General features: G+C 74.1%; 10 protein-coding genes. 7 read left to right on the top strand and 3 right to left on the bottom strand.

Features of this window, described 5'->3' with window-relative positions; translation table 11 throughout:
- The first annotated feature begins 71 nt into the window (after nucleotides 1–71).
- From ACIBF7_RS17905 to ACIBF7_RS17875, 7 genes are all read left to right on the top strand, one after another.
- A complete protein-coding gene (locus ACIBF7_RS17905) occupies nucleotides 72–1,223 on the top strand; it encodes a hypothetical protein (protein ID WP_397197601.1) in 1,152 nt (383 codons plus the stop codon).
- 69 nt (nucleotides 1,224–1,292) lie between these two features.
- Nucleotides 1,293–2,285 (top strand): LacI family DNA-binding transcriptional regulator, encoded by a 993-nt coding sequence (locus tag ACIBF7_RS17900; RefSeq protein WP_148030353.1) that lies wholly within the window; start codon nucleotides 1,293–1,295, stop codon nucleotides 2,283–2,285.
- 16 nt (nucleotides 2,286–2,301) lie between these two features.
- Nucleotides 2,302–3,075 (top strand): sugar phosphate isomerase/epimerase family protein, encoded by a 774-nt coding sequence (locus ACIBF7_RS17895; RefSeq protein WP_364229973.1) that lies wholly within the window; start codon nucleotides 2,302–2,304, stop codon nucleotides 3,073–3,075.
- Between the two features lie 42 nt (nucleotides 3,076–3,117).
- Nucleotides 3,118–3,318 carry a hypothetical protein gene (locus tag ACIBF7_RS17890; protein ID WP_397197600.1) on the top strand — a complete coding sequence of 67 codons (201 nt, stop codon included), beginning with the start codon at nucleotides 3,118–3,120 and terminating at the stop codon, nucleotides 3,316–3,318.
- Between the two features lie 167 nt (nucleotides 3,319–3,485).
- Complete coding sequence (locus ACIBF7_RS17885) at nucleotides 3,486–5,114, top strand: phospholipase D family protein (RefSeq protein ID WP_397197599.1); 1,629 nt, start codon at nucleotides 3,486–3,488, stop codon at nucleotides 5,112–5,114.
- A 69-nt stretch (nucleotides 5,115–5,183) separates the two neighbouring features.
- Entirely contained in the window at nucleotides 5,184–6,110 is a 927-nt protein-coding gene (locus ACIBF7_RS17880; RefSeq protein WP_397197598.1) for an alkaline phosphatase family protein, read from the top strand.
- A 76-nt stretch (nucleotides 6,111–6,186) separates the two neighbouring features.
- Nucleotides 6,187–8,787, top strand: a complete 2,601-nt coding sequence (locus tag ACIBF7_RS17875) for a PEP/pyruvate-binding domain-containing protein (RefSeq protein ID WP_397197597.1) — start codon at nucleotides 6,187–6,189, stop codon at nucleotides 8,785–8,787.
- Here the strand turns inward: ACIBF7_RS17875 and ACIBF7_RS17870 are convergent.
- The 3 genes from ACIBF7_RS17870 to ACIBF7_RS17860 are packed head-to-tail and all read right to left on the bottom strand — an operon-like array spanning nucleotide 8,739 to nucleotide 11,928.
- Nucleotides 8,739–9,626 (bottom strand): sugar phosphate isomerase/epimerase, encoded by an 888-nt coding sequence (locus tag ACIBF7_RS17870; protein ID WP_271279326.1) that lies wholly within the window; start codon nucleotides 9,624–9,626, stop codon nucleotides 8,739–8,741. The two genes, ACIBF7_RS17875 and ACIBF7_RS17870, sit on opposite strands and share 49 nt — an antisense overlap.
- Nucleotides 9,623–10,786, bottom strand: coding sequence for a dihydrodipicolinate synthase family protein (locus ACIBF7_RS17865; protein WP_397197596.1), 1,164 nt, complete (start codon nucleotides 10,784–10,786; stop codon nucleotides 9,623–9,625). The genes ACIBF7_RS17870 and ACIBF7_RS17865 overlap by 4 nt, the downstream gene beginning before the upstream one ends.
- Nucleotides 10,783–11,928, bottom strand: coding sequence for a Gfo/Idh/MocA family protein (locus ACIBF7_RS17860; protein ID WP_397197595.1), 1,146 nt, complete (start codon nucleotides 11,926–11,928; stop codon nucleotides 10,783–10,785). Before ACIBF7_RS17860 ends, ACIBF7_RS17865 begins: the two co-directional genes overlap by 4 nt.
- Nucleotides 11,929–11,955 lie beyond the last annotated feature (27 nt).

Raw genomic sequence — 11,955 nt, 5'->3', positions numbered from 1 at the left:
TATCCGGACAGATGTTGGTTAAATCTGTTATGAAAGGTTGCACTCCGTATTCGCACTAGAAGAGGTTCAGCGTGGCGCGCGACGACAACGACAGGCCATACGACGACGGGCAGGGCAGGCCGGTGAACCCGGACCTGACCGGCGATGTCCTGTCTCCGCGCTGGAGCACGGATGACACCGACGAGCAGCCCGCCATCCAGGTCTCGGGCAACGAGACGTACATCCTGCCCCCGGACGACACCCCCGCCGGCGACCCGTACCCGGCCAAGGACGAGCCCTCCTACCTCGACGCCCCGTACGCCGAGAGCGGCCCGTATGCCGAGGGCACCCAGTACGCCGAGGGCACCTCGTACGCCGAAAGCGGCCCGTACGCCGTGAGCGGCGGTTACACCGACGACCAGGGTGCCTCCTACATCGACGGCTACCCCGACTCCCAGGGTCCGGTGTACACCGACGCCTTCGCCGAGAGCGCGGCCGGCGAGTACGCGGGAGACGAGCCGAGCGACCCGCGCAGGCCCGCCGACGACCCGGATGGGGCCGGTTACCTGCCCCTCGACCGGGGCTACGAGGAGCCCGAGGAGGAGCCCAAGCGCGGGTTCCTCGGCTCCGGCTGGACCGGCTCCTCCGGCGACGGCGACGACCACGGCAAGGACTACGGCAAGGACTACGACAACGGCGACGGCGAGGTGCGGCGCCGCACCAGGCTGCTGCTGGCCGCCGCCGCGGCCGTGGTGGTGCTCGGCGTGGGCGGCGGCTGGATGCTCACCAGCACCTCCTCCGACGACCCCTGCGCGGGCGGGCGGTGCGCCTCCGTCAGCGACCTCAGCTCGCCCTCCGCCGACGAGGAGGCGGAGACGGACGTCCCCATCGAGGAGGCGACCGATACGGCCACTCCCGAGCCCGAGGTCTCCGAGACCCCCACCACCGCGCCCACGGCGCAGACCAGGGTCCGCCCGACCCGGACGGCCTCGGCCGAACCGGAGCCCGAGCCCGAGCCCACCCGCACGCGGACCCGTGCCGCCGAGCCGGACCCGGAGCCGTCGAGCAGGGCCACCCGCGCGCCGGTCAACGAGATGAACGAGGCCAAGGTCAGTGCCCGGCCCGAGCCGGACCGGACGGAGGACACCGAGTCGAGCGCGCCGACCAGTGATCCCGTCACCGACATGCCGCAGCCGGAGGAGACCAGGCGAGGCCTGCTGGACATCCTGTTCCCCTGGGGCTGAGACGTGTAAGGATGCGGTTCCGGACGCTTGTTTTCCGGCATACTGGAAACCGTTTTCCTGGAGGGTCTCTTGGTCACGCTGGAAGACGTCGCCAAGCAGGCGGGCGTCTCGCTCGCGACCGCCTCGCGGGTGCTCAACGGCAGCACCCGCCAGGTGGGCGCCACGCTGCGGGCGCGCGTCGAGCGCGCCGCCGACGAACTGGGCTACCGCGCCAACATCGCCGCCCAGACGCTCGCCCGCGGCGCGAGCAACGTCATCGGCATCGTGGTGCATGACCTGACCGACCCGTACTTCGCGGCCCTGGCCGACGGCGCCATGCGGGCCGCCGCCGGTGAGGGCCTGCTGGTGATGGTCGGCACCACCCACCGCGACCCCGAGCAGGAGATCGCGTACGTGTCCACCCTGCACGCGCAGCGGGTCCGCGCCGTGCTGCTGGCCGGGTCCCGCATGGCCGACCCCGAGGTCACCGGCCGTTTGGCCGCCGAGCTCGCCGCCTACCGCGCGAGCGGCGGGCGGGTGGCCTGCGTCGGCCAGGACCTGCTGGGCGTGAACACCGTCGCGCCCGCCAACCGGGAAGGCTCCGCCGCCCTGGCCCGCGCGCTGGCCGGGCTCGGCCACACCCGCTTCGCCGTGCTCGCCGGGCCGCCCCACCTCATGACCGCCGCCGACCGGTGCGCCGGGTTCACCTCGGCCCTGCGGGAGCTGGGGCTGCCGGAGCCGCTCGTCCTGCACGGCCCGTTCGACCGCGACGGCGGTTACGCGGCGGCCCGGCGCACCGGCGACGCGACCTGCGTGTTCGCCGTCAACGACGTGATGGCCGTGGGCGCGCTCGCCGCCTACCGGGAGCACGGCATCCGGGTTCCGCAGGACGTGTCGGTGGCCGGTTTCGACGACATCGCCACGCTGCGTGACCAGGTGCCCGCGCTGACGACGGTCCGGCTGCCGCTGAAGGACATGGGCGCGCGGGCGCTGGAGCTGGCGCTGACGACCGACGAGGGCGTGGTCGTGGAGCGGGTGGCCGGCGAGGTCGTGCTCCGCGAGAGCGTCCGAGACCTGCGGTGACGGGAGAACCCACCTGATGCGACTGGCCTTCAGCACCCTGGGTATGCCGGGCGCCGGCCTGGACGAGGCGATCGAGACCGGCCTGCGGGCCGGCTGCGCGGGGCTGGAGCTGCGGCTGCATCCCGACACCGGCGTGCACGCGGGGCTCGGCGGCCCGGAGCGGCTGTCGGTGCGGCGGCGCGTCGAGGACGCCGGGCTGGAGATCGCCGCGCTCGCCGGCTACGTCGGCGTCTGCGAGCCGGCGGACGACGAGGCGGTGATCGGGGCGCTCCGCGCCGACCTGGAGCTGGCCGCCGACCTGGGCGCGCCGGCGGTGCGGGTGTTCCCGCGCGGCGACGATCCCGCGCTGGGCGCGCGCCGGCTCAAGGCGGTCTCCGGTACGGCGGCGGCGCTGGGCGTGCGGGTGCTGGTGGAGACCCACGACAAGATGGCCACCGGGGCCGCGGTGGCCGCCCTGCTGGCCGAGGCCGGCACCCCCGCGACGGCCGGCGCGCTCTGGGACCTGCTCCACCCGTGGCGCCACGGCGAGTCCCCGGCCGCCACGCTCGCCGCGCTCGGCCCGAGCCTGGCCTACGTCCAGGTCAAGGACGCGGTGTCGGCCGCCGACACCACCCCGGTGCCGATGGGGACCGGTTCCGTGCCGCTGGACGAGGCGGGCGAGCTGCTCCGCGCGGCCGGATACCGCGGCTGGGTGTCGCTGGAGTGGGAGCGCACCTGGTATCCGCAGGTCGCGCCGGTGGAGGAGATCCTGCCGGGGGCCGCCGCGTGGGTGCGGCGGTTCGGCGTCTAGACGATTGATTCCAAGGGGTGTGGGATATCCTTCTTCGCCGACGTGACGCACCAGATACTCGGACAAGACATCCACGCCAACGCGAATGACCTTCGAGTCATCGGGCGGAAGGTGATGGCGGGCATGCACGAGGAGATCATCGATGCCATCGAAGCGGGTAACCCCATCGCGGCGGCGGGCGCTGTCGACCGCCTCTTCGCGCGGCACCTGTGTGTGCCACGAGCCGTCGACGTCCGCGGCTGATACCGGCGACGTCGCCCCAGCCGCGCTGAGGGCCGGCGAGCCCTGCCTGGGAGCCGGCGAAGGTGCTCGCCGACCTGCCTGAAGGGGCAGCAGGGCTGGCGTACCGGGACGCGGGTGGCAGTCGAGCGCCTGGTCGAGGAGTGCGCGCGGGTCGACGTTCACGCGGGTTGACCAGGGACGACAAGGAGACAGCCGCGCAGACGCACATCACCGCCCCCGTACGGGGTAACCGGTACGGGATGCGGATCGAGGACTGGTTCCTGACCGAGGAGGAACGCGGCAACGGGGCGACCAGGCTCGGCCCGTGGACGACCGGCAACGACGTACGCCCGCTCGTCCACGGAGCGACCTATTTCGCCGAGCTGCGGGCCTGCGTCGAGCGGCTCGGCGAGGACGACCTGCTGCTGTTCGCCGACTGGCGCGGCGACCCCGACGAGCGCCTGACCCCCGATGGCCCGACCGTGGGCGAGGCGATGGCCGCGGCCGCGCGGCGCGGCGCCCTCGTACGTGGCCTCATCTGGCGCTCCCATATGGACCTGCTGCGTTTCAGCTCGGCCGAGAACCGCCGCCTCGGCAGGGAGATCGAGGACTCCGGCGGCCAGGCCCTGCTGGACACGCGGACCAAGCCGGGCGGCGCGCATCACCAGAAGTTCGTCATCCTGCGCCACGACGGCGACCCTGCCAGGGACGTCGCCTTCGTCGGCGGCATCGACCTGTGCCACAGCCGCCGCGACGACGCGGACCATCTGGGCGACCCGCAGAGCTGCCCCATGCCCGCCGTGTACGGCCACCGCCCGCCCTGGCACGACGTCCAGGTCGCCATCCACGGACCGGCCGTCGCCGAGGTGGAGGCGGTCTTCTGTGAACGCTGGGAGGACCCCGCCCCCGAGACCCGCGACCCGCTGCGCCGGCTGCGCGACCACATCGGCCGGCTGGACGACGCCCCGCCGCTGCCGAAGCCGGGTCCGCCTCCGCCGCCGGCCGGGCGGCACGCGGTGCAGTTATTGCGTACCTATCCGGCGCGGCACGACCGCTATCCGTTCGCGCCGGACGGCGAGCGCAGCATCGCCCGCGCCTACCGCAAGGTGCTGGCCCGCGCCCGCTCCATCGTCTATCTGGAGGACCAGTACCTGTGGTCCACCGACGTCATCGAGCCGTTCGCGGAGGCGCTGGAGCGCGAGCCCGGCCTGCGCATGATCGTCGTCGTGCCGCGCCATCCCGACCAGGACGGCCTGCTGGCCGGCCCCGCCAGCCTGATCGGCCGCGCGGACGCCCTGGCCCGGCTGCGCGCCGCCGGCGGCGACCGGGTCGCCGTCTACGACCTGGAGAACCACCGGGGCACGCCGATCTACGTGCACGCCAAGGCCTGCGTGGTGGACGACGTGTGGGCCACGGTCGGCTCCGACAACGTCAACCTGCGCTCGTGGACGTACGACTCGGAGCTGAGCTGCGCGGTGCTGGACGAGCGGGAGGACCCGCGTCCGCCGTACGGCGCGCTGCGCTTCGCCCGCGACCTGCGGCTGACCCTCATGGCCGAGCACCTGGACCTACCCGGCGGCGAGCAGGACAAGCTGTGCGATCCGGCCGCCGCCTTCGCGGCGTTCGCGCGGGCCGCGTCCCGGCTGGAGGAGTGGCACCGGGGCGGCGAGGAAGGGCCGCGCCCGCCGGGCCGGCTGCGCCCGCACCCGGAGCCCACCCTGTCGAGGCTGCAGAAGGCGCTGGCCATGCCCCTCTACCGGTTCGCGGTGGACCCGGACGGGCGGCCGGCCGAGCTTCGGCGGTCGGGCCGGTTCTGACCGCTGCTGGATGACTGATCCCACACCCCTTGGAATCAATCATCCAGACGGGGGCGCTTAGATGGGGGAATGTCCCAGCTGAGAAACAAGGTGCTCGTCGTCGGCATGGACGGCCTGCGCTTCGACCGGCTGCGCGCGCTGCGCCCGCCGGTCCTGACGTCGCTGATGTCCGCGGGCGCGTACGGCACGAGCCTGCTCCCGTACGGGGAGGAGGACGCGCCGCGGACCGAGTCGCCCGGCGAGGTCGTCCCCGAGCCGCCGGCGGAGCCGGCTCCGCCCGGGGAACGCGTGATCAGGGCGCGGACCGACTCCGGGCCTGGCTGGTCGTCGATCGCCAGCGGGGTGTGGCCGGACAAGCATGGCGTGGTGGACAACGGGTTCGCCGGAGCACAGTTCACGAAATATCCGGACTTCTTGTCGCGGGCACAGGCCGCGCGCCCCGACCTGACGACGGCGGCGTTCTTCTCCTGGGCGGCCCTCGACGAGCACGGCGCCTTCGGCCGGACCATCGGCCACCGGCTCGTCCTCGACGGCTACGCGCTCACCTTCGCCGGCGCCGACAAGCAGGTCACCGCCGAGGCCGGGTGTCACCTGGCGGAGGCCGGCCCCGACCTGTCGTTCGTCTACCTGGGCGACACCGACGAGGTGGCGCACGAGCTGGGGCCGTTCTGCCCCGAGTACACCGCCGCGCTCATGACCCAGGACACCGCCCTGGGCGGCTTCCTCGACGCGATCCGCGCCCGGCCCTCGTACGCGGGGGAGCGGTGGACGGTTCTGGTGACCACCGACCACGGCCACGTCGACGAGGGCGGCCACGGCGGCGCCTCGGACGAGGAGCGGACGGTGTTCGTCATCGCCGCCCGGCTGGGCGCCGACCTGGGCGGCGTGCCGCTGGCCGGGCCGCGGCCGGTGGACGTGGGCCCGACGGCGCTGGCCCAGCTCGGCATCCCGGTGGACCCGGCGTGGGACCTGGACGGAGTGCCGCTGCCGATCTGAATGTTCATCAAGTGTTGAATTTCTCGCCCACTAGGGGAAGACTCGTGTTCAGGGACCACGAGGGGCGGGAGGCCCGATGGTGCTTGACCTTTCCCAGGTGCACGGCGGGATGCTGGCGGAAGCCGGCGGGAAGGCCGCCAACCTCGGCGAGCTGATCGGGGCGGGCCTGCCGGTGCCGCCGGGCTGGGTGGTGACCACCGACGCCTACCGGCGGGTCGCCGCCGAGGCGGGCCTGGACGGGCTGATCGCCGCCGGCGGTGACGGGCTGGCGGAGAAGGCCAGGGAACGGCTGCTCGCCACCCCCGTCCCGCCGGACATCGCGCGGGCCGTCGCCGTCGCGTACGAGAAGCTGCCGGCGGGCGCGGCGGTGGCGGTGCGGTCGTCGGCCACGGCCGAGGACCTGCCGCACGCCAGCTTCGCCGGCCAGCAGGACACCTACCTCAACGTGACGGGCGCCGAGGCGGTGCTCGACGCGGTGCGCCGCTGCTGGGCCTCGCTCTGGACCGACAGGGCCGTCGCCTACCGCGAGGCCAACGGCGTCGATCACGCCGGCGTCAGCCTGGCCGTCGTGGTGCAGGAGATGGTGGACGCCCGGGTGGCCGGCGTGATGTTCACCGCCAACCCGGTGACAGGCAGGCGGCACGAGGCGGTCATCGACGCCGCCCCCGGTCTCGGCGAGGCCGTCGTGTCGGGCGCGGTCAACCCCGACCGGTTCGTCGCCGACGCCCGCACCGGCGAGATCCGCGAGCGCCGCGCGGGCGACAAGCGGCTGCTCGTCCGGGCGCTGCCGGGCGGCGGCACCGAGCGGCTCGACACGCCGCCGCGCGACGGGTTCTGCCTCACCGACGAGCAGGTGCGGGAGCTGGCCGCGCTGGGCGCCAGGGTCGAGGAGCACTACGGCGCCCCGCAGGACACCGAGTGGGCCATCGGCGCCGACGGCGGGCTGTGGCTGACCCAGGCCAGGCCGATCACCACCCTGTACCCACTGCCCGAGCCCCGGGACGGCCTGCGGGTGTACTTCTCGTTCAACGTCGCGCAGGGCGTCATGGGCCCCCTAACGCCGCTGGGGCAGGCGACGATCAAGCTGCTCGCCTCCGGCGCCGCCGGCGCGTTCGGGCGCCCGCCCGCCGACCCGCGCGAAGGGCCGCCGGTCCTGGTCTCGGCGGGGGAGCGGCTCTGGATCGACATCACCACCCCGCTGCGCAGCCGCGCGGGACGGGTGATCCTGCCCCGGGTCATGCAGGTGGGCGAGGCCCGCACCGTGGCGCTGGTGCGCGAGCTGGCCGCCGACCCCCGGCTGCCGGTGACGCACACCTCGCGCCGGCCGCTCCTGCGGGCCGCCGCCCACTTCGGCCGCCGCCTGCGGGTCCCCGCCAAGGTGCTGCGGGCGCTCACCCGCCCGGAACGCGCGCTCGCGTACACCCGCAAGCTGGGCGAGGACCTCGACGGGCACCTGCGGCTGCCCGAGACGGCCACGCCCGCCGACCGGCTGCGGCACGCCCAGCGGATGCTCGGCGGCGCCTTCCCCGCGATCGTCTCGATCATGCCGACGGCGCTCACCGGATACGGGCTGTACGCGCTGGCCGCCAGGCTGTCCGGGACGCCGCTGGGCGAGATGCAGGAGGTGCTGCGCAGCGTCCCGAACAACCCCACCACCGAGATGGACCTGGAGCTGTGGCGGCTCGCCACGCGCATCGAGCCGGAGGTGTTCCGGCGCGAGCCGGTCGCCGAGCTGGTCCGCCGCTACCGCGCCGGCACGCTGCCTCCCGTCGCCCAGCGCGAGATCACCGCGTTCCTCGGCCTGTACGGGCACCGCGGCGTCGCCGAGATCGACATCGGCGTGCCCCGCTGGTCGGAGGAGCCGGGCCACATCCTCGGCGCGCTGGCCAACTACCTGCGCATGGACGCGGACGCCGACCACGCCCCGGCCGCGCTGTTCGCCAGGGGCGAGGTGGCCGCCCGGCGGGCGGTGGACGAGGCCGTGGCCGCCGCGCGCCGCCGCGGCCGGCTCCGCGCCGCTGTCGTGCGGTTCGCCCTGGGCCGCGCCCGGCAGTTCGCCGGGCTCCGCGAGCTGCCCAAGTTCTACGCGGTCAAGGCCATCGCGGGCGTACGGGCGAGCCTGCTGGAGGTGGGCGGCCACCTGGTGGGCGAGGGCGTGCTGGACTCGGCGCAGGACGTGTTCTTCCTGGACTTCGCCGAGCTGGAGGCGGCGGTGGCCGGGAAGGGCGGTGACGTGCGGGAGACCGTCGCCGCCCGCCGGGCCGTCCACGAGCGGGAGCGCCGCCGCAGGCACGTGCCGCGGGTCATGCTGTCGGACGGCACCGAGCCCGAGGCGGCGATGGCCGGCGCGGCGCCGGAGGGGGCGATCACCGGCACCCCCGCCTCGTCGGGCACCGTCACGGGGACGGCGCGGGTGGTGCTCGACCCGGTCGGCGCCCAGCTGGAGCCCGGCGAGATCCTGGTCTGCCCGTCCACCGACCCCGGCTGGACGCCGCTGTTCCTCACCGCGGGCGGCCTCGTCATGGAGATGGGCGGCGCCATGTCGCACGGCGCGGTGGTGGCGCGGGAGTACGGCATCCCCGCCGTCGTCGGCGTCCCCGACGCCACCCACCGCATCGCGTCGGGCGCTCAGGTCACGGTGAACGGCGCCGCCGGCACGGTCACCACGCCCGCGTAGCGCTCCTTCATCGTGGCCACCACCTCGTCCGGGTCCGCCGCCCAGACGTCGGCGTTGAAGATCTCCACCTCGACGTCGCCGGCGTAGCCGGCGGCGGCCACCGCCCGGGTGATCGGCGGGAAGTCGATCACCCCGTCGCCCATCATGCCCCGGCCCAGCAGCACGTCCGCCGGCAGCGGGTGCAGGTAGTCGCACACCTGGTAGGAGGCGATCCGCCGGCCCGCCCTGGCGATCTGCTCGTGGAGCGCCGGGTCCCACCACACGTGGAAGGTGTCGACCACCACGCCGACCTGCTCCTCCGGGTACGGCAGCGCCAGGTCGAGCGCCTGCCCGAGCGTGGAGAGCACGGCCCGGTCCGGGCAGTAGACCGGGTGCAGCGGCTCCAGGGCCAGCTTCACCCCGCGCTCTCCCGCGTACGGGGCCAGCGAGGCGAGGGCCTCGGCCACCCGCTCCCGCGCCCCCGCCACATCGCGCGAGAACCCGGCCGGCAGCGGCTCGCCCGGCCGCACCCCCGGCAGCCCGCCGACCACCATCACCAGGCAGGCCGCGCCCAGCTCGGCGGCCTCGTCGACGGCCCGCCGGTTGTCCTCCAGCGCCTGCGCGAACGCCCGCCGGCCCTCCTCGCCGGGCAGCCCGCCCGCCGTCAGGAAGCCGCCCCGGCAGAGCGACGAGACCCGCAGCCCGGCCTCGCGCACCAGCTTGGCGCTGCGCGCGAGCCCCGTCTCGGCCACCTTCTCCCGCCACAGGCCGACGGCCTCCAGCCCGTGCCTGACGCAGCCGTCGACCGCCTCGGGCAGCGACCACCGCCGTGTCGTCCACTGGTTCAGCGACAGGCTCACAGCCCGCTCACCTCCAGCAGCGCCCGCATCCGGCGCACCGCGAGCTCCTGGTCGGCCAGCAGCCCCGCCCGGTCGGCCAGCCGGAACACCTCCGCCAGATGCGGCAGCGACCGGGCCGACTGCGCGCCGTTCACCATCGCGAACGCGTCCTGGTGCCCGTTCAGCCACGCCAGGAACACGATCCCGGTCTTGTAGTGGAACGTCGGCGTCTCGAAGATCTTGCGTGACAACGGCACCGTCGGCGCCAGGATCTCCTCGTACGAGGCCAGCAGCCGGTCCCTGTCCGGCCCGGCGGGCGCGGCCTCGGCGGCGTCCAGCGCCCGCAGCGCCGCGGCGGCGGCCGGGGCGATCGCGTCGAAGATGCCCAGCAGCGCGTGCGAGCCCGTCCTGATCAGCGACGGATAGTTGAAGTCGTCGCCGGTGTAGAGCCTGACGCCCGCGGGCACCGCGGCGCGCAGCCGCACCTCGTGCTCCTCGTCCAGCAGCGACACCTTCACGCCGTCCACCATCGCGGCGTGCGCGTGGACCAGCTCCAGGAACGACTCCGTGGCCGCCGCGACGTCGCGCGATCCCCAGTAGCCGGCCAGCTGGGGGTCGAACATCTCGCCCAGCCAGTGCAGGATCACCGGCCGGTCCGCCAGCCCGAACAGCTTCCCGTACACCCGGTGGTAGTCCTTCGGGCCGGCCGCCACCCGGGCGAGCTGCCGCGACGCCATGACGATCACTCCGGCGCCGGTCTCCTGGACGGTCTCCACCTGTTCGGCGTAGGCGGCGACGATGGCGTCCAGGTCGTCCGCGCCGGGCGCGTGATCGGTCCCGGCGCCGCACGCGACCAGCTCCGCCGGGTCGCCGAGCGTGGCCGCCTCGGCGGCGCTGCGCCTGATCAGCTCACGGGTGGCGGCCCAGTCCAGGCCCATGTTGCGCTGCGCGGTGTCCATCGCGTCGGCCACCCGAAGCCCGTACGACCACAGATGGCGGCGGAAGCGCAGCGTGGCTTCCCAGTCGACGGCGGCGGGCGCGCCGGGGGTGTTGTCGCCGAGCGGGTCGGCCACCACGTGCGCGGCCGCGTACACCACGCGGCCGGCGGCGGGGCCGCCGCCGGCCGGCCAGGTCACCGGCTCGCTCAGCGTGTAGGGGCCGCCGGGCAGGTCGATCCTCACAGCTGCGGCACCTCGATCCTGCGGCCCTCCGCCGACGAGCGCAGGCCCAGCTCGGCCAGCTGCACGCCGCGCGCGCCCGACGCGAAGTCGTACGGGAACGGCGCGTCCTCCATGACGTGGCGGACGTACAGCTCCCACTGGATCTTGAAGCCGTTGTCGAACTCGGCGTTGTCCGGCACCGTCTGCCAGTCGTCGCGGAAGCGGGCGGTCACCGGCAGGTCGGGGTTCCACACCGGCTTGGGAGTGGCGGCGCGATGCTGCGCCCGGCAGTCGCGCAGGCCCGCGACGGCGCTGCCGTGGGTGCCGTCCACCTGGAACTCCACCAGCTCGTCCCGGTTGACGCGGACCGTCCAGGAGGAGTTGATCTGCGCGACGACGCCGCCCTCCAGCTCGAAGATCCCGTAGGCGGCGTCATCGGCCGTGGCCGCGTAGCGGTCGCCCCGCTCGTCCACCCGCTCGGGGATGTGCGTGGCGGCGTGCGCGTACACCGAGGTGACCCGGCCGAAGAGGTTCTCCATCACGTAGTGCCAGTGCGGGAACATGTCGAGCACGATGCCGCCGCCGTCCTCCGACCGGTAGTTCCACGAGGGGCGCTGCGCCTCCTGCCAGTCGCCCTCGAACACCCAGTAGCCGAACTCGCCGCGCACCGACAGGATCCGGCCGAAGAAGCCGCCGTCGACCAGGCGCTTGAGCTTCAGCAGGCCCGGCAGGAACAGCTTGTCCTGCACCACGCCGTTCTTGACGCCCTTGGCCGCGGCGGCCTCCGCCAGCGCGACCGCCTCCTGCACCGACTCGGCGGTGGGCTTCTCGGCGTAGATGTGCTTGCCCGCGTCGATGGCCTTGAGCACGGCCTTGACCCGGGCCGAGGTGACCTGGGCGTCGAAGTAGATCAGGTTGCCGTCGTCGGCCAGCGCGGCGTCGAGGTCGGTGGTGTGGTCGGGGATGCCGTGGGCGGCCGCGATCCGGGCGAGCTTGTCGGCGTTCCTGCCGACGAGCACCGGCCTGAGGGTGACCCTGCTGCCGTCGGAGAGCGTCACACCGCCCTGTTCGTTGATCGCCAAAACGGAGCGGACCAGATGCTGCCGGTAGCCCATCCGTCCGGTGACGCCGTTCATGACGACGCCGATGGTGCGCACGCTCATGGGGATCCTTTCAGGGAAAGCGCTTTC

This window comes from Nonomuraea sp. NPDC050478, from assembly GCF_044458265.1.
Taxonomy (GTDB): Bacteria; Actinomycetota; Actinomycetes; order Streptosporangiales; family Streptosporangiaceae; genus Nonomuraea; species Nonomuraea ferruginea.
Note: the sequence above shows the minus strand (reverse complement) of the source record. Positions and strands in the feature narration are given on the sequence as shown.

What these genes read in the sequence shown, in the direction of transcription:
- ACIBF7_RS17895 (WP_364229973.1), top strand. Translation starts at nt 2,302, where the DNA reads ATGCGACTGGCCTTCAGCACCCTGGGTATGCCGGGCGCCGGCCTGGAC.
- ACIBF7_RS17880 (WP_397197598.1), top strand. Translation starts at nt 5,184, where the DNA reads ATGTCCCAGCTGAGAAACAAGGTGCTCGTCGTCGGCATGGACGGCCTG.
- ACIBF7_RS17875 (WP_397197597.1), top strand. Translation starts at nt 6,187, where the DNA reads ATGGTGCTTGACCTTTCCCAGGTGCACGGCGGGATGCTGGCGGAAGCC.
- ACIBF7_RS17860 (WP_397197595.1), bottom strand. Translation starts at nt 11,928, where the DNA reads ATGAGCGTGCGCACCATCGGCGTCGTCATGAACGGCGTCACCGGACGG.